The 17,542-nt window shown below is 64.2% G+C and carries 17 protein-coding genes; 4 read left to right on the forward strand and 13 right to left on the reverse strand.

Going from position 1 to position 17,542, the window contains the following annotated elements:
• Positions 1 to 52: 52 nt before the first annotated feature.
• Both RX330_RS25085 and RX330_RS25090 read left to right on the forward strand, forming a co-directional pair.
• Positions 53 to 991 carry a ring-cleaving dioxygenase gene (locus tag RX330_RS25085; protein WP_317240246.1) on the forward strand — a complete coding sequence of 313 codons (939 nt, stop codon included), beginning with the start codon at positions 53 to 55 and terminating at the stop codon, positions 989 to 991.
• The gene (locus RX330_RS25090) at positions 988 to 1,614 is read left to right on the forward strand and encodes an alpha/beta hydrolase (protein ID WP_212092432.1); all 627 of its coding nucleotides are present in this window, start codon (positions 988 to 990) and stop codon (positions 1,612 to 1,614) included. The genes RX330_RS25085 and RX330_RS25090 overlap by 4 nt, the downstream gene beginning before the upstream one ends.
• A 38-nt stretch (positions 1,615 to 1,652) precedes the next feature.
• Here the strand turns inward: RX330_RS25090 and RX330_RS25095 are convergent, their stop codons facing one another.
• From RX330_RS25095 to RX330_RS25115, 5 genes are all read right to left on the reverse strand, one after another.
• Complete coding sequence (locus RX330_RS25095; protein ID WP_317240247.1) at positions 1,653 to 2,627, reverse strand: magnesium transporter CorA family protein; 975 nt, start codon at positions 2,625 to 2,627, stop codon at positions 1,653 to 1,655.
• Positions 2,628 to 2,831: 204 nt separating this feature from the next.
• Positions 2,832 to 3,140 (reverse strand): DUF1330 domain-containing protein, encoded by a 309-nt coding sequence (locus tag RX330_RS25100; RefSeq protein WP_317240248.1) that lies wholly within the window; start codon positions 3,138 to 3,140, stop codon positions 2,832 to 2,834.
• 132 nt (positions 3,141 to 3,272) lie between these two features.
• Complete coding sequence (locus RX330_RS25105) at positions 3,273 to 4,106, reverse strand: SAM-dependent methyltransferase (protein WP_317240249.1); 834 nt, start codon at positions 4,104 to 4,106, stop codon at positions 3,273 to 3,275.
• Between the two features lie 249 nt (positions 4,107 to 4,355).
• Entirely contained in the window at positions 4,356 to 4,910 is a 555-nt protein-coding gene (locus tag RX330_RS25110) for a hypothetical protein (protein WP_317240250.1), read from the reverse strand.
• 127 nt (positions 4,911 to 5,037) lie between these two features.
• The gene (locus RX330_RS25115; RefSeq protein WP_317240251.1) at positions 5,038 to 5,475 is read right to left on the reverse strand and encodes a GFA family protein; all 438 of its coding nucleotides are present in this window, start codon (positions 5,473 to 5,475) and stop codon (positions 5,038 to 5,040) included.
• A 311-nt stretch (positions 5,476 to 5,786) separates the two neighbouring features.
• Here RX330_RS25115 and RX330_RS25120 point away from each other — a divergent pair, with 311 nt between their 5' ends.
• A complete protein-coding gene (locus RX330_RS25120; RefSeq protein WP_317240252.1) occupies positions 5,787 to 6,725 on the forward strand; it encodes a LysR family transcriptional regulator in 939 nt (312 codons plus the stop codon).
• A 108-nt stretch (positions 6,726 to 6,833) separates the two neighbouring features.
• Here RX330_RS25120 and RX330_RS25125 read toward each other — a convergent pair whose 3' ends face one another.
• From RX330_RS25125 to RX330_RS25155, 7 genes are all read right to left on the reverse strand, one after another.
• Positions 6,834 to 8,474 carry an amidase family protein gene (locus tag RX330_RS25125; RefSeq protein ID WP_317240253.1) on the reverse strand — a complete coding sequence of 547 codons (1,641 nt, stop codon included), beginning with the start codon at positions 8,472 to 8,474 and terminating at the stop codon, positions 6,834 to 6,836.
• 206 nt (positions 8,475 to 8,680) lie between these two features.
• The gene (locus RX330_RS25130) at positions 8,681 to 10,177 is read right to left on the reverse strand and encodes an ABC transporter substrate-binding protein (RefSeq protein ID WP_317240254.1); all 1,497 of its coding nucleotides are present in this window, start codon (positions 10,175 to 10,177) and stop codon (positions 8,681 to 8,683) included.
• 55 nt (positions 10,178 to 10,232) lie between these two features.
• Positions 10,233 to 11,237, reverse strand: a complete 1,005-nt coding sequence (locus tag RX330_RS25135; protein WP_317240255.1) for an ABC transporter ATP-binding protein — start codon at positions 11,235 to 11,237, stop codon at positions 10,233 to 10,235.
• Entirely contained in the window at positions 11,234 to 12,247 is a 1,014-nt protein-coding gene (locus RX330_RS25140) for an ABC transporter ATP-binding protein (protein ID WP_317240256.1), read from the reverse strand. Before RX330_RS25140 ends, RX330_RS25135 begins: the two co-directional genes overlap by 4 nt.
• A gap of 2 nt (positions 12,248 to 12,249) precedes the next feature.
• Positions 12,250 to 13,137, reverse strand: a complete 888-nt coding sequence (locus RX330_RS25145) for an ABC transporter permease (RefSeq protein WP_317240257.1) — start codon at positions 13,135 to 13,137, stop codon at positions 12,250 to 12,252.
• Positions 13,134 to 14,084 (reverse strand): ABC transporter permease, encoded by a 951-nt coding sequence (locus tag RX330_RS25150; protein ID WP_317240258.1) that lies wholly within the window; start codon positions 14,082 to 14,084, stop codon positions 13,134 to 13,136. The genes RX330_RS25145 and RX330_RS25150 overlap by 4 nt, the downstream gene beginning before the upstream one ends.
• Before the next feature lie 84 nt (positions 14,085 to 14,168).
• Positions 14,169 to 15,590 (reverse strand): amidase, encoded by a 1,422-nt coding sequence (locus RX330_RS25155; protein WP_212092499.1) that lies wholly within the window; start codon positions 15,588 to 15,590, stop codon positions 14,169 to 14,171.
• Positions 15,591 to 15,712: 122 nt separating this feature from the next.
• On the opposite strand from RX330_RS25155, the gene RX330_RS25160 reads away from it, so the two are divergent.
• On the forward strand, positions 15,713 to 16,600 hold the full coding sequence (locus RX330_RS25160) for a LysR family transcriptional regulator (protein WP_212092420.1): 888 nt from the start codon (positions 15,713 to 15,715) through the stop codon (positions 16,598 to 16,600).
• Between the two features lie 4 nt (positions 16,601 to 16,604).
• On the opposite strand, the gene RX330_RS25165 is transcribed toward RX330_RS25160, so the two are convergent.
• Positions 16,605 to 17,540 (reverse strand): carbohydrate kinase family protein, encoded by a 936-nt coding sequence (locus RX330_RS25165; protein ID WP_317240259.1) that lies wholly within the window; start codon positions 17,538 to 17,540, stop codon positions 16,605 to 16,607.
• Between the last annotated feature and the right edge of the window lie 2 nt (positions 17,541 to 17,542).

Below are 17,542 nucleotides of genomic sequence, written 5' to 3' on the forward strand. Positions count from 1 at the left end.
AACAATATTTCCGTCCAGAGCAAGACGGCTCCCCGAAGTTTGGAGGACGACAATGTCTGGACTGCACCATGTGACCGCGATTGCCGGCGACCCCATCCGCAATTTCGGCTTCTACACGAGGGATCTCGGCCTGCGCTTCGTCAAGAAGACGGTCAATTTCGACGATCCCGGCACCTATCACTTCTATTACGGCGACGAGACCGGCCGGCCCGGCACCATCCTGACCTTCTTTCCCTGGGCCGGCGTGTCGCCCGGACGCCGCGGCGTCGGCGAAACCCATCAGACCGCCTTCCGCGTGCCGCAGCGCTCGCTCGGCTACTGGACCCAACGCTTTACCGAGAAGGGGATTGCTTACGAGGCGCTCGAGAAGCGCTTCGGCGAATCCGTGCTGCCGTTCACCGATCCTGACGGCATGGCGCTCGCGCTGGTGGGCATCCCCGGCGCCGAGAACGAGCCCGGCTGGAGCAATGGCGACGTGCCGGCCGAGCATGCGATCCGCGGCTTCCACGGCGTGACCTTGCTGCTCGACAGCGCGGCAAAGACGGCCGCCGTTCTCACCGACGTGTTCGGCTTCAAGGAAGCCGGCCGCGAAGGCTCGGTGATCCGCTTCAAGGCGCCTGGCGACGTCGAGGGCAGCGTCGTCGATATCTACGAGGCCAAGGGCTTTCTGCGCGGCCATCAGGGCGGCGGCTCGGTGCATCACATCGCCTTTCGCGCGGCTGACGATGCCGAGCAAGGGCGGATGGCGCAAAAGCTCGTGAGCAATCACGGCCTGCACCCGACCGAGCAGCGGGACCGCAACTACTTCCGCTCGATCTACTTCCGCGAGCCCGGCGGCGTGCTGTTCGAGATCGCGACCGACATCCCCGGCTTCGCCGTCGACGAGCCCGTCGCGACGCTGGGACGTGACCTGAAGCTGCCTGCGTTCCTCGAGCAGCACCGCAAGCAGATCGAGGACGTGCTGCCGAATCTGGAAGAGACCGCGTCATGACCGACACTGCATTCATCCATCGCTTCGAGCCCGCGACCCGCGCGGGCTCCCCTCCGCTCCTGCTGCTGCACGGCACCGGCGGCGACGAGACCGACCTGCTCGGGCTCGGCAAGATGATCTCGCCCGGCTCCGCCCTGCTGTCGCCGCGCGGCCGCGTGCTCGAGCACGGCATGCCGCGCTTCTTCCGCCGGCTCGCCGAAGGCGTGTTCGACGAAGAGGATTTGCGCCGGCGCGCGCATGAGCTCGGCAACTTCATCGCGGATGCGCGAGAGCAATACGGCATCGCCGCACCGGTTGCGGTCGGCTTCTCCAACGGGGCCAACATCGCGGCCGCGCTGTTGTTACTGAAGCCGGACGTGCTTGCCGGCGCGATCCTGCTGCGCGCCATGGTGCCGCTATCGGATCCGCCACCCGCCGATCTTGCGGGCAAGCCCGTGCTGCTGTTGTCCGGGCAAAGCGATCCGATCGTGCCGGCCGGCAATTCGGCTCGGCTCGCGGCGACGCTGTCACAGGCTGGCGCGCGCGTGAGCCACAGGATCCTGCCGGCGGGCCATCAATTGTCGCAAGCCGATGTCACGCTGGCCCGCGACTGGATCGGCAATGTCCAGGCCGAGGCAGCATGATCGAGCAGCGGCGCATCGTTTCCGAACGGTGCGCCGCCTCAATCGAACCAGCCGCGCCGCTTGAACCAGACCAGCGGCAGCAGCCCGCTGGCAATGACGGCAAGCCAGGCCAGCGGATAACCGAACGTCCAGTCCAGCTCGGGCATGTGCTTGAAATTCATGCCCCAGATGCCAACCAGGATCGTTGGCGGTACACCAACGACCGAGACGATCGTCAGTATCTTGAACAGCTCGTTCTGCTGGATGTTGATGAAGCCGAGCACGGCGTCGAGCAGAAGCTGGATCTTGTCGGACAGTCGCGTCTCGTAGTCGCCGAGCGAAGCGACGTCCTTCGACACGGCCTCGAGCCGCTTCTTCGACGCGGCCGTGATCCATTCACTGCCGACATCGCCGGCGAATGAGGCGACGCGCCCGACCCCGAGCAGAACGTCGCGCGCCTTCGCGAGCCGATCGGCAAGCTCGCCGATGTTCTCCAGCGCCTCGCGCATCCTGCGGCTGGAGCGCACCGGCCGCTGGCTGCGTACGAGCCCGCCCCTGAAAACTCCCCGCGACAGCTTGTCGACCTTGCCGCCGAGATGCTCCAGAACATCGGCGCCGCGGTCGATCATGGCTTCGAGCAGGCTGGTGAACACGCACATGCCGTTCTCCAGGCTGTCGTCCGAGCCGATGCGTTTACCGATGTCATCGAAGATCGGCAGCTCGGCAAAACGCACCGTGACCAGCACGCGAGGGCCGATGACGAAGCCCACCGGCGTGATCTCGGCCTCGTTCTCCTCGTCGAGCCGCACCGCCGGAGAGCTGAGATACAGGGTGCCCTGGTCAGAAATCAGACGGCTCGACGCCTCGATCTCGCTGAGCGATTCCTCGGATGGGATACGTATCCTGAGCAACCGCTCGACGAATCGCTTCTCCTCGTCGGTCGCATTCAGCAGATCGGCCCAGATGATCTCTGAGGGGATTTCCGCGCCGATGCTCCGCCAGTCGTCGGACGGCCACCTGTAAAGCTTGAGCAAGAACCGAACTCCGCGGCCGCATCGTCATGCCGGATGGTGCATCCAGCGGTCATCCGCCGATTAACGCACGAGGGTTCCAAACGTTCAATGTCCTTTCCCGCGGCTGCTTTCAGCTTCGGGGGAAGCCTGCATCAGGACCAAAGCGGATGTCGACAGTGTATCAGCGAATGTCCGCAAAGGGCCCAACAGCAGATATCAATACGTTCAATCCGTAGGCTGCGGACCGTCGTAGCCTTCGACTATAGCCAGATCCATAAGCGATTTGCCCTGTCTGAGCGCCATGGCCTTCGCATACTCCGGCGAGCGGTAGCATTCGACTGCGGCAGCATAATCGGGAAATTCAATCACGACTGTCCGCGAACGCGTTTGGCCCTCCGGCGTTTCCGATTTGCCTCCTCGTGTGAGAAAGCGGCCGCCGTACTTGCGGAATGCCCATGCGTTCTCGGCAATGTAGGCTTTGTAACCCTCCGGATCAGACACGTCCGCAAATGCGACCCAATAACCCTTGGCCATCAAGCTCCTCCATAGCGACGTTGACTTTTTAAGTTGCGCGACACGCATCGCCCCATAGGGGCGCAGCCAATTGGTCTTGTAGCAAGCGACTGGCTATTTGATCACCCGATGACACGCACGGAGCGTTGCCGCCTACTTGTTTGCTACAATTCGGACGCCGCCGAGCTTGCGCTGTTGAATGAGGTCGACGAATCGAATGTAAGATTCGTGAAATGCGTCGTGTCCCTCTGGAGTTCCGGACTGCTTCGCTTCCTCGCGCAGCCGTTGGTACATCGCGAGCCGCTCTTTGAGGATCGGTTGCCATTCCTCAGTCAAGTCAGTGACAGAGAGCACCTTCAAGCCAACGTCCTCGACCAAGCGCTGATAGTCCGGAATCGAACGGAGCGGCTGAATTGCCATGCCGTCCCACATCAGCTGCGCGTCCGCGGCTGCAAGCGGCTGATTGGCGACCCAATCTGTAAAAGCCAATCGGCCGCCTGCGTTTAGAATGCGCCTGGCTTCCGCCAGTGCCCTTCCTACATTCGGGACGTGACAGAATGATTCCTGGCTGAAAACCGCATCGGCACTCGCATCGGCCAGTTGGACGTCCATCACGTTGCCCTCAATGATCCGCGCCGTCCCCTGAAGGCCGACCAGCCTGGTTAGTTCTTGCGCGCCTGCAGCGCGAACGGGCGTCAACTCAACGCCGGTGACGTCAGCTCCGTATTTGTGAGCGAGATAGCGTACCGTCCCGCCAAGACCGGCGCAAAAGTCGACGACGGTCGTTCCGGGACCGATCTGCGCCTGTCGCGCCAGTTCGTCCGTGGCGCTGAGGCCGCCATAATGGTCCTGGTCGTACGCATACAGGTCCTCCGGGCGCAAATTGTCGAGATGCCCGCGGCTTGTTCGCAGTTTGGCGACGATAATATCGTGCGAGATGGGATGACGATTGTAGAAATAGAATAATTGCGAGGAGGTGTCGTTCATGAATCCTGCTCCGCAGTTTAATTGTCCGTCGGAAAGACTCCGCCTTCGAATGGCCAAGGGTCAAGGGTCAAATGGACCGCTCCGTAACCCCTCCGGCCAAAGCGGACTTTGGAAGCTGCAGCCGCGCAGATCCCAATTGCATAAAAAGCATTTTGACTGCGGCTTCCTAGAAGATTTTTCCGGGATTCATAATGCCGTTGGGATCCAACGCAAAGGGCCAGTTGCGGAAACCTAAGGCAGCGACTGTGGCTACGCCGATGATCCCAGGAAGCTTTTTATAGGTCGCAGGGCGTCAATGGCGGGAATGGTGCGATAGGCTTGCTGATTTGAACACCAAGGATATGGCAACGCCCCAAGCCAACGCATGATCGGCTCCGAGGTCTCGGCAGGAAGTACGCACATAACTTCGATGTCGATCGCGAGCTTGCTCACGCGCCTATCGTCGCCCGAACTAAAATGCCAATTGTATCGTCCGCATCCCACGCGAATGGCACCTCCCTGCCTTGCAGACATTCCAACGAGCCAATCGCATTGGAAGTGCGGAAGGTAGTCTGCACTTGGTCGCGAGAGACAAAACGTACGCACATTCTGGTATTGGTCTCCGAAGCTTGTCACCAGAACTTGAGTGACTTCATCTAATCCCTTCGCTGAGCTTGGAAACGATATGGCATCCGTCTTTACAGTCATTTTCAATTCGCAGTCCGATGCGAATGCATCTTTCATCAATTGCGGACGGTTAGTATCCTTCGCCAAAATATAGGTGCTGAGCGCATCGGTAGCGTTGATAGCCGACGGTCGGTTCATGACTTGACCTCCACGGTCCGGGCCCGCTCCAGCGGTGCACCTAATTAAGCCGAAGGAACCCTGGGGGACAAGTCGTCGATGTCTGCTGTGGGTCAACGGCGCCGATTGAGTGGCGCCGTGTCGTGCTCTAACGATTAAAGCCGCCTCGCGGGCCAAACACAGGTTGGGTTTCCATCTTCTTTATTGTCGGCAAGGTACTCAGCCACTTTTGCGCTGAGCGAAACCAAAACTGATCGGCCGGAATCAATTGGTCGCGCTGTTTGATGGCGCCGACGCGCAAGCTTAGGACTTTTGCGCCTTCGCCGATCGGCGCCGAATAGATTGGTGTACCGCAATCAGGACAGAACGTCTGCTCTCGCTTGTTTCCGCTCTCCCCGGTCTTGACGTAAACTTTCAACGCGCCCGACAGCAATTTGAAGCTTCCTTCTTTCGTCGCCACGACCGTACGGAAGGCCGCGCCAGACAACGTCTGGCAATCGGTACAGTGACAGATCAGCACCTTGGCAGGATCAACCTCCGCTTCAAAAGCTATGTAGCCACAGTGGCACGCGCCGCTGACTTTCATGAAGCGCTCCCTTTTTGCTAATCCTGCTGTTTCGAGATGCACGTGCGCATCGCGGTTCTTGAGCGCATCGCTTTGTCTTCTGCCGGCAGGAAACATACCCAAGACGGGCCGAACGATTGAGAACCACTATCCCCGAAGGGCAACACTCATCGCAATGGAGTCGAAATCGATCGCTCAATTCTGGCGACGTCGAACTTTCGTTGACCGGGCCACCGTGCCCTCCGTTCTTCGTCATGAGGGGACTGTATTCCACGCTCAAACAATGATAATCCTGATATCGGGAAATAGATTGATGAATTTTTGGATCGAATATGAGTAGCCCCGACGAGATGCGGGCGTTCGTCCAAGTTGTCGAGCGCCAAAGCTTTGGAAACGCTGCTACAGCGCTCGGGCTGACCCCTTCAGCCGTTTCCAAGCTTGTCACGCGGTTGGAGGATCGGCTTGGCGTGCGCCTCCTTCATCGAACGACCCGGCGGCTGGCGCTCACGCCTGAAGGTGACATTTATTTCGCTCGCGCGCGCCAGATTCTTGCCGATATCCAAGAAGCCGAAGCGCAAGTCGCGACGTTGCGCGCCGCGCCGCGGGGGCATCTGCGTATCAACACCAGCATTGGGTTCGGAATTCATCAGTTGGCACCGGCAATGCCCGACTTCCTGACGCGCTACCCGGAGATCGACGTCGAGCTTGCATTGACTGATCGCGTCGTCGATCTGGTCTCAGAGCACGCGGACATGACGATCCGGGCTGGTCCGGTGGCGGAGACGGCTTTGACGGCGCGAAAGCTCGCGGATGTTACGCGACTATTGTGCGCATCGCCAGCATACCTCGCCCGCTACGGCGTGCCGCAAACTCCAGCCGATCTCGCCAAACATAGTTGCATAGTGATGGCGTTTCAAACTCCCTACCGATGGGCATTCCGGAACCATGGAAAGATAGAGGAGATCGAAATTAAACCACGAGTGGTGACCGATAACGCCGAGGCTGCGCTCAGATTGGCGCTTGATGGTGCCGGGATCGTTCGGCTTAGCGATCTGGTCGTCGGCGACTCGATCCGCGGTGGCTTGCTCGTACCGTTACTTACGGAAACTCATCACGCCGAAGCCGTACCGCTGTCGGCTCTTTACCTGGCTGGACGTCACCGTTTGCCTAAGGTTCGGGTGTTTCTCGACTTCCTTATTGAACGATTTAGCTCCGCGACTTTGCAGGTCGCCGTCGCGCCTGGACGCTCTAATGCATCATCCGTGGTCTAAACTTGGTAGCAACGCGACGGAACGTCCGCTTCAGGTCCAACAGCAGGCGCGCATGTCCGCTTTCCCTTTGCTCGTACATGTCCTTTGGCGCAGCCCGGCGAGTACGGTCTAAACGCCCGCCAGATCCGGGGGCGGTTGGCGCATGTTGGAAGCCTGCTCATAGGCGTAGGCCAGACGCAGCAGCTTGTGTTCGCTCCAGGCCCGGCCTGCGAAGGTGATCCCGAGCGGGTAGTCGGGCGTGTCCTTGTCGTCCGCTCCCGAGATGAAACCGGCCGGCACCATGACGCTGGGGTAGCCTGCCTTTGCGGCGATCCCGCATCCTTCACTGCCGGGGAACAGCACGGCGTCAAGCTTGTGCCGGTTCATGTAGGCGTCCATGCCGCGGGTCCTGGCGGAGAGCAAATCCATGGCACGCGCCGACTTGTATTCGCGCTCGCTCAAATCGCCCCTGGTCATGTTCGCGGCCAGGAAGTGGTCCTGGCCAAAGCGTAGCGCCTTCTCCGCATGCGCCGCGTTGAAGGCGACGATGTCGGCAATGCTCCTGATGTCGGTGTCGGTCGCCCAATCCCTGAGGTAGAGGTCGAGATCGCGCTTCAGCTCGTAGAGGAAGATCACCGGCGGCCTCGCGACAGTGCCCTTGTGGCGGCTCAGCGGATTGCGGTTCAGCACGGCCATGGTCGTACCCGGCCCGCCGATCCAGCCAGCCGGCGGCATGCCGGCGCGCACGATGACGGCTCCCAGGTCTTCCAGCACCGTGATCGCGTCAGCGATCACCTTGGCCGACCTCGGCGACAGCTTGCCGTAGAAGGGATCGTTCAGCGGGTCGGCCGGGTCGCTCGGCACACCGATGCGTGCACCCTTCATCGCATCGCGCGTGAGATCGGCGGTGTAATCGGCCGGCCGCCGCTGCAACTCCGTCGCTGGGTCGAGCGGGTCATCGGCCGCCAGCACGTTCAGCAGCATGGCCGCGTCACGCACCGTGCGCGTCATCGGCCCCGCGGTGTCCTGGCTGTGCGCGATCGGCACGATGCCGGCGCGGCTGACGAGTCCGACCGTCGGCTTGACAGTGACGAGGCCATTCTGGCTGGCAGGGTACAGCAGCGAGCCCGAGGTCTCGGTGCCGATCGAAGCCGCGCACAGCCCGGCCGCCACGGCGACCGCCGACCCCGCACTCGAGCCACCCGGCAGCACGAGCGGGAAGCCGCGATCGTCCATCAACGCCGGCGCGTAGGGATTTTTCACCTGACCGCCCAACGAGGAGTAGCCCGCGGGCATGTCGATCGCGAGCATGTTGGAGAATTCCGTCAGGTTCGCCTTGCCCAGGATCACCGCGCCGGCATCGCGCAGCAGCTTGACGATCGTCGCGTCGTCCCTCGCGTGCGCGCCCTCCAGCGCCAGCGAGCCCGCCGTGGTCGGCTGCTCGTCGCCGGTGGCGATGTTGTCCTTCACCAGGATCGGGATTCCGGCCAGCGGCTGCCTGGCCGATGGTTTTACGCCGTCGAGCTTGCCCGCGATCCCGAGCGCCTCGGGATTGAGCGCGCGCACGGCGTTCAGTGCGGGCCCACCGCGATCATAGGCCTCGATGCGCGCGAGATAAGCTTTGGTCAGCGCCGTCGCGTCGGCCTGTCCGTGGGACAGGGCCTGAGCGATATCGCTCATCGCGGCATTGGCGAGTTTCAGGGGGGCCGGCGGCTCGGCCTTAACGGTCGCCGCGGCGATATCGGCATCGCGGCGCGATGGCTTCTTCACGGCGGCCTCGCCTGACGGAGCGTCCCGAACTATCAGGCCGCCAGTTGCCATGTTGCCAGTGTTTTGCCCGACGGGTCAACGTCGCGGCGCACCGCGCCAGCCCCGCAGCAGGCATCACGCAAGTCATTGAAATGACTACGCCCGGTTACTGTGCATGGGGTTGTTTTTCAGATTTTTGTTTTCGAGGGGCGCGTGCTGGCCCTGCCCTACTCCCAATACCACGTCGAGAAATCGTTCTCGTATTGCGGCACGTCCTTCCAGACGCCCTTCAGCTTCTTGTTGGTGATGGTGATGAGCTGCGGCTGGTACAGGTAGGCGGAGACGGCGTCGGTCGCGAGCATGCGCTGGGCGTCACCGAGCAGCTTTGCGCGGCCCGCCTCGTCAGGCGTCGACACGATCTGCTTGTAGAGCGCGTTGTACGCCGCGTTGTTGTAGCCGAGATAGTAGTCCGCCTCGGTGATCTTGACGAGGTCGAACGGCTCGACATGGCTGATGATGGTGAGATCGAAATTGTGCGGGCCGTTGCCGGCGAAGACCTGCGACAGCCATTGCGCCCATTCGACGTTCTCGATCTTGGCGATGATGCCTACCTTTGCGAGCTGGGCTGCGGCGATTTCGCCGCCCTGCCGCGCATAGGACGGCGGCGGCAGCTTCAGTGACAATTCGAGCGGCGTGGTGACGCCGGCCTCGGCGAGCAGCTTCTTGGCCTTCTCGGGGTCGTAGGGGTTGATGCCGGTGGTGTCGACATAGCCGAGCGCGCCCGGCACGTAGAAACTGCCGATCGGCGTGCCGAAACCGTCGACGGCGCCGTCGATCATCGCCTTGCGGTCGATCGCGGCGAGAATGGCACGGCGGACGCGGACGTCGTCGAGCGGCTTCTTGCGGTGATTGATCGCGACGATGGTCTTGGCCCTGGAGCCGCCGACCAGCACCGTGAAGCGCGGATCGGCCTTGAACTGCGCCATGGCACGCTGTGCGGCGACGCGCGGAAACGCATCGACGTCGCCCGAGAGCAGCGCTGCGGTCTGCGCCGCCGGCTCCGAGATGAAGCGGATCGTCACCTTGGACAGCTTGACCGCGGCGGCGTTGCGGTAGTCGGCCCATTTGGTCAGCGTGATCGAGGAGCCCTTGGCCCAGGTCCCGAGCTGATAGGGCCCGGTGCCGACCGGCTGCGTAATGTTGGTCGCGGCGCTCTTCGGCTCGACGATCGAGCCGCCCGCCTGCCCCAGCAGGAACGGCAGGTTCGGCTCGCCATATTTCAGGGTGATCACGACCGTCTCGGGGTCCGGAGCCTCGACCTTCTCGAAAGCCTGGTACAGGCTCTTGTCCTTGTTGGTGCTGTTCGGCGCGGCGTTGCGCTCGAACGAGAACTTCACCGCGGCGGAATCGAATGGCTCGCCGTTGTGGAATTTGACGCCCTTGCGCAGCTTGAACGTATAGGACCTCAGGTCGGGCGATGCGGTCCAGCTCTCGGCCAGCAGCGGCGCGACGGAGCCGTCCTCGTTGATCTTGGTCAGGGTCTCGTAGATGTTGTAGAGCGTGACCTCGGCAATCGCGGCAGCGGCCGCGTTGGTCGGATCGAGCCCCGGAGGCTCCAGCGCCATCGCCATGACGACGCTGTCCTTCTTGCTCTGCGCCAGCACGGGCAAAGGCGCCGCGATGAGCGCGGCGGCAAACGCGACGATCGACAATTTCCTCAACATGCCTAACTCCCCGGCCCTGTTCCGTTCTAAGCCTACGCCAATCCTGATCCGGACACTAACTTTCCATGGCCATCTGCGGCAACGCCATCACGGCCTCGGCCCTGTGGCAGGCGGCAAGGTGCCCCTCGCCGACCTTGCGTAACTCAGGCGGAACCTCGCGGCAATGCTGGTCGGCGAGCGGACAGCGCGAGACATAGGCGCAGCCGGTCGCCGCCGCCGCTTGCGAGGCGATGGCCTGGGCCCCGCGCCGCCGCCGGCCGCCGCCGGCGCGCGCCCGCGGCACGGCGTCCAGCAGCGCCCGCGTGTAGGGATGCGCGCAATGCTCGAACAGATCTTCGGGGCGGCCCTGCTCGACGATGCGGCCGAGATACATCACCGCGACCTCGTCACAGAGATAGTCGACGACGGCGAGGTCGTGGCTGATCAGGATAAAGCTCAGGCCGAATTGCTCCTGGAGGTCCTGCATCAGGTTCAGCACCTGCGCCTGCACGGAGACGTCGAGCGCGGAGACCGGCTCGTCGGCGACGATCAGCTTGGGCTGGGTGATCAGCGCGCGCGCGATCGCGATGCGCTGGCGTTGGCCGCCGGAGAATTCGTGCGGATATTTGTCCATGTCGGCATCGCGCAAACCGACCTGGCGCAGCGCCGCGGCGACGCGTTCACGGAACGTGGCCCGATCGGCTCCCTCCAGCACCGTCAGCGGCTCCGCGACGATGCGGGCGATGGTCTGGCGCGGATCGAGCGAGCCGTAAGGGTCCTGGAACACCATCTGGAAATCGCGGCGGGCGCGACGCAGCTCGTCGGCGGAGATGCGATTGAGATCGCGGCCGAGCAGCGCGACCTGGCCCGACGTCGGCCGCTCCAGCGCCATCACCAACCGCGCGAACGTCGACTTGCCCGAACCGGATTCGCCGACGACGCCGAGGCTCTTGCCCGCGGCAACCTGCACGCTCACGCCATTGAGCGCACGCACCTGCCCCGGCGGGCGAAACAGGCTTTCCCGCGGCAGAGCGTAGCGCTGTTCGAGATCCTTCACGTCGAGAAGCGGCGTGGTGCTCATGCGGTCAGCGCTCCGACGCGTTCTGCCATCGAGACATCCGTCCTGATGCAACGTACGAAGTGTCCGGGCCCAACGTCGGCCATGGGTGGCAGCGCGGCGCGGCACTGATCGATCACGAGCGGGCATCGGTCGGAGAAGGTGCAGCCGGAGGGTAGATCGGCGAGCTCCGGCACCGTGCCCGAGATCGTCTTCAGCCGCGTCCCCTTGCGCGCGCCGAGCTTCGGCCGGGCGCGGAACAGGCCTTGCGTGTAGGGATGTCCCATCCGCCGGAACACCTCGTCGGTCGGCCCGCTCTCGACGACGGTGCCGCCATACATCACCATCATGCGTTGCACGTTCTCGGCGATGACGCCGAGATCGTGCGAGATCAGGATCATCGACATGCCGCGCTCCTCGACGAGGTCGGCAATGAGATCGAGGATCTGGCCCTGAATGGTGACGTCGAGCGCGGTGGTCGGCTCGTCCGCGATCAGCAAATCAGGCTCGCAGGCGAGCGCCATGGCGATGGTGATGCGCTGGCGCTGGCCGCCGGAAAACTGGTGCGGATAGGCATCGACGCGGCGCGCCGGGTCGGGCAGCCCGACGCGATCGAGCAAGGCGATCGCCTCGTTGCGCGCCTGCGCCGCCGAATATCTCTTGTGACGCCGCAGCGGCTCGGCAACCTGATCCCCGATCGTGTGCATCGGGTTGAGCGCGGTCATCGGCTCCTGGAAGATCATGCTGATGCGGTTGCCTCGCAGGCGGCAATATTCCGCGTCCGGCAATCGCACGATCTCGTTGCCGTCGAGCTTGATGCTGCCCGAGACCACGGCGCTATCAGGCAGCAGCCCCATCAGGGACATCGCGGTGACCGACTTGCCGCAGCCGGACTCACCGACGAGGCCGAGCGTCTCGCCACGCTTCAGGGCGAAGCTGACGCCGCGCACGGCTTGTGCCGGGCCACGGCTGGTATTGAGGCGCACGCCGAGATTGGCGACCTCGATCAGCGGCATGTTGGAGCGCTCGCCCATCGTCATCGCTCCCGTGCCAATCGTGGATCGAGCAGGTCGCGCAAGCCATCGCCGAGGAGATTGAGACCGAGCACGGCGATGGCAATCGCAGCGCCCGGATAGACCGCGAGCATCGGCGACTGGAACAGCAACGTTTGCGCATCGTTCAACATCCGCCCCCAGGACGGCTGCGGCGGCTGCGTGCCGAGGCCGAGATAGGACAAGGCCGCTTCGGCAAGGATCGCAAGCGCGAACTGGATGGTGACCTGCACGATCAGGATCGACAGGATGTTGGGCAAGACGTGCTCGATGGTGATGCGGAAGGCGCCCTTGCCCGCCGCCCGTGCGGCCAGCACGAATTCTCGCGCCCAGATCGCGTTGGCCGAACCGCGCGTCAGCCGGGTCAGCGTGGGGATCTGGAAGATGCCGATCGCGACGATCGAGGTCACCATGCCCGGTCCCGCCACCGCGGCCAGCATGATCGCGGACAGCACGGCCGGAAAGGCGAAGGTGAAGTCGGAGAAGCGCATGATGATCTCTTCGGTCCAGCCGCGCCGGGCCGACGCGATCAGGCCGAGCGTGACGCCAAAGGTGAGACCGATGCTGACAGCGATGATACCGACCATGATGGTGGAGCGGGCGCCGGCGAGCAGCAGCGAGACGATATCGCGACCGAAGGAATCGGTGCCGAGCCAGTGCGCTGCCGAAGGCGGCCGAAGTTTTGAAGCGATGTCGATCTCGTACGGCGACCACGGCGTCCACAGCAGCGAGAGCAGCGCGGATGCGAGCACCAACAGGCTCAGCGAACCGCCGATCACGAAGCTGCGGTGGCGCAGCGCGCGGCTCCAGAACGTACGGGCCGGCACCCGGCGCGCTGCCATCGGCGCGTCAATGGTCATGGGCGCGCTCACAGGTCGTGAACCTTGATGCGGGGATCGATGAAGGCATAGAGAACGTCGACGACGAAATTGACGATGACGACCATGGTCGCGAGCAGCATCACGCAATTGCGCACGACAATGAGGTCGCGGTTGGCGATTGACTGGAAGATCAGGCGGCCAAGACCCGGAAGGTAGAACACGTTCTCGATCACGATGGTGCCGGCCAGCAGATTGGCGAACTGCAGCCCCATCACCGTCATGACGGGGATCATGGCGTTACGCAGCACGTGGCCCCACAGCACTTCGCGCTTGCCGAGCCCCTTCGCACGCGCGGTGCGGACGAAGTCCTCGCGCAGCACTTCCAGGACGGCCGAGCGCGTGACGCGCGCGAGGATCGCGGCCTGCACCACCGCGAGCGAGATCGCCGGCAGCAGCAGCGACTTCAGGCCGAGCCAGATGCCGTCCTCCCAACCGGCAAAGCCGCCCGCCGAGAGCCATTGCAGCCGCACGGAGAACAGGAGCACCAGCAGGATCGCGAACCAGAAGTTCGGCAGCGCGATGCCGACCTGGGTCAGCGACATCACACCGACGTCGCCAAGCTTGTTGTGGTTGGCGGCGGTGTAGATGCCGGCAGAGAGCGCCAGCGTCACCGTGATCGTCATGGCCATGATGGCGAGCGGAAACGTCAGCACCAGCCGCTCCGCGATCAGGCTGGCGACCGGCGTGCCGTAGACATAGGAATTGCCAAGATCGCCGGAGAGAAGTCCTTTGATCCAGTGCAGATAACGAACCGCCAGCGGCTGGTCGAGCCCGAGCTTGACGGTGAGCGCGCGGACCGCGTCCGGCGAGGCGTCGGCGCCCATCAGCATCTGCGCCGCGTTGCCCGGAAGCGCGTCGAGCACCAGAAAAATGATCAGCGAGGCGCCGACCAGCGTCGCCAGCAAGGTCAACAGACGTCGGAGGACAAAGACGCTCATGCGCGCTCGGCTTCAGGGCTCGGCTGCAGCACGATCAACATGTCCGGTCCCCCGAGGCAAGCTCTTTGCTGCATGCCCATCTCCTCAAGCCGGCCAGCGGGACAGAAGGTCGGTCGAAGCCTCGAACAGTGCGCTGACGCGCAGCAATTCGGCGTCGGCGCGGAAGCGGCCGACGAGCTGAAGCCCGATCGGCAGGCCGTCGCGGCCGAAGCCCGCGGGTAGGCTCACCGCGGGATGGCCGGTCATGTTGAACGGCATGGTCCAGGGGAACCAGTTCGGGCGGACGCTGTCGAAATGCTTGCCGTCGATCTCGATGCTGCCGAATAGATCCTGCTCGATCGGCAGCGCGGTCCGCGTGAGTGTCGGCATCGCCAGGACGTGCCCGCGCGCAAGCAGCGATTGCACCCGGCGGAACAGCGCGGTGCGCGCGAACATCGCCTCCTGGTAGTCGGCGCCGCTGACCTCGGCGGCGAGCGCGAGCTGCTTGAGGAAAGCCTCGCTCAGTTCGTCCTTGTGCTCGGTCGCGAGTTTGGCAAAGCGCGTGCGCCAGACGGTGTGGTTGATGGCGCGCCAGATCGGCTCGATATCGAAACCTTCGCCGGAAAATTCCTCGAGCTCGGCCCCTAACCCTGCCAACCGGTCGAGGCTCGCCTTGAAACTGATGGCGACCTCTGCGGACACCGGACGGCCCGGCGGCGTCAGGCAGTACAGGATCCGCTGTCCGCGCAGATTGCCGCGCGCGGCAACCGTGCCGACGAAATCCGGCACAGGAACGCCGATCGACCAGGGATCGCTGGGATCCTCGCCTGAGATCGCCTGCATCATCAGCGCAGTGTCGGCAACGGTGCGGGTGGTCGGCGTGACATAGGTCTGGTTGCCGAACACGTCCAGCGCCTGGCTGTGCGGGATCACGCCGTTGCTCTGCTTCAAGCCCACCACGCCGTTGCAGGCGGAGGGAATCCGCGTCGAACCGCCGCCGTCGGTGGCGATCGCGAGCGGTGCGATGCCGCTGGCAACTGCAACAGCCGCGCCGCCGCTGGAGCCACCCGAGGAGCGCTCTGCGCTCCACGCATTGCGGGTACGGCCGAACAAGGGCGAGTCCGTCAGGCATTTGCTGCCGAATTCCGGCGTCGTGGTCTTGCCGATCAGGATCGCGCCTTCGCTGCGCAGCCGCGCCACCGCAACGGCATCCTCATTCGGCACGTTGTCCTTGTAGGGAACGGCGCCGAAGGTGGTCTTGACGCCCTTGGTGTTGACGATGTCCTTGACGGTGACGGGGATGCCGTGGAGCAGGCCGAGCGGCTCGCCGGCCATCACCTTGCGCTCCGCCGCGCGCGCCTGCACCATCGCCTCGTCGCCGCACAGCGTGATGAAGCAGTTCAGTTCGGGCTGGAGGGCCTCGGCGCGCGCGAGCACGGCACGGGTGATCTCGACGGGGGAAATCTTCCTTGTGGCGATAAGCCCACGCAGTTCAGTTGCGGACAGCAGGCAGGGATCGCCGTTCATCGTCACTTCACGCTCCGGAGCGGGCCGCCGTTGGCCCAGCCATTGACAGCGAGAATGACAGTTTTGTTAACTTGCCGTCCAATACCATTTTGATCGCCAACCCATACGTTTTCGGTATGCCAATGGATCTTCGCCGGCTCCGCTATTTCGTCGCCGTCGCCGAGGCGCGCAGCGTCGGCAAGGCCGCCGAGGTGCTGCGGATGGCGCAGCCGCCCCTTTCCGTCCAGATCCGCAAGCTGGAAGCCGAGATCGGCGCGCCCCTGTTCCGCCGCGGCACGCGCGGCATGGACCTGACCGAGGCCGGCCAGGCCCTGCTGGCGCGCGCCAGCGAGGCGCTGGCGCTCGCGGCCGACGGCGCCGAAGCCGCGCGCGCGGTTGCATCCGGGCGACGCGGCCGGCTGTCGGTCGGCTACATGTTCGTGCTGGCCAATGCGGTGCTGCCGCGCCTGATCCCCGAGCTGCGCCGCTCGATTCCCGGCGTCGACCTCGACTTCGCCGAGCTCAGTGCCTCGACGCGCGAGGCGCGGCTGCTCGACCGCAGCGTCACGATCGCGCTGTGCATGCCGGCGATTCATCACCCTGAAATCCAGGTGGCGCGGGTCGGCGCCCAACCGTTCATGCTGGCGATGCCGATCCGCTCGCCACTCGCCCGCCTCGGCGCGGTGCCGATGGCGAAGTTGCAGGGCCGTCCCCTGATCGCGCTGCCATGGCCGGACCACGACCCCGCCTCCTCCGCGGTCGCGGCCTTGCTGCGGCGACATCAAATCGTGATGCCGATCGCGAGCCGGGTGGAGACGGTGCATTCGGCGATGAGCCTGGTCCTGGCCGGTGAAGGCCTCGCCATCCTGCCGGCCTGCGCGCAGCTCGGCGCACCACGCGGCATCGTGTTCAGGCCGCTGCGCGACGCCACCGATTCCATCGATATCGCGGTTTGCTGGCGGCGGGATTCTCAGAGCCCGCTGATCCGAACTTTCCTCAAATGCGCCGAGAAAGTCGTCGCGCCGCTGTGACGGGCTACAAGGGCGAGGTGATCTCACGGCTCCGGGGCGGGTCGGCGCCCGGGCGGGTGCAGGTCAGGCCGGCGCAATTGGCGGCAAAGGACAGTGCGCGGCGGAGCTCGTCCGCTCCGATGTTCTTCAATCGCGGCCGGGCAATGCGTCCCAGCTTGTGCAGAGCGAACAGCAGCGCCGCCTGAAAGCTGTCGCCGGCGCCGATGGTGTCGGCGACCTTGACCTGCGGCGAGGTGACCTCGATCGCTCCTGCCCCGACGTGCCATGCGATCGCGCCGTTGTCGCCGCGGGTGATGACAACGAGGCTCGCGCCTTGCCGCAGTAGCGCACTCGCTCGCTGCTCGTAACGCTCCTCGCCGAAGAGGTAGGCGAAGTCCACGTCCGACATCTTGACGAGATCGGCGCTGCCCGCGAACTCGGCCATCTGCGCCAGATAGGCCTGCTTGTCCTTGACCAGATTGGGCCGACAGTTCGGATCGAAGGAGATCGTCGAGGATGCGCGCGCATCCGCGATCAGGGCTTTGGTCTCGGCGGCTCCCTGCTCGTTGACGAGCGTGGTCGAGCCGACATGAACGGCCTCGACCGTATCGAAGGGAATAGACCCGCGCCGGTAGGCCCAGTTTCGCGTCGCGGTCCCGGCGTCGTAGAAGGCATAGTGCGACTCGCCCGCGACGATGCGGACGAAGGCGAGCGTGGTCTGAAGGTCGCTGCGGGTGGCGAGGCTGAGGTCGACGTTAGAGGCGGCGGCGTGATCGGCGATCATTCCTCCGAACAGGTCGGTCGAGATGCCGCCGACAAAGCCGGTCGGCGCGCCGAGCCGCGCCATGCCGATCGCGACGTTCAGGCATGAGCCGCCGACCGCAGGCATCACCGCCTCGCGCCCCTCGGCATTTCGCGTCGGGACGAAATCGATCAGCGCATCGCCGCAGGCAATCAGCATGT

Source organism: Bradyrhizobium sp. NDS-1 (assembly GCF_032918005.1).
In the GTDB taxonomy this organism is placed as follows: domain Bacteria; phylum Pseudomonadota; class Alphaproteobacteria; order Rhizobiales; family Xanthobacteraceae; genus Bradyrhizobium; species Bradyrhizobium tunisiense.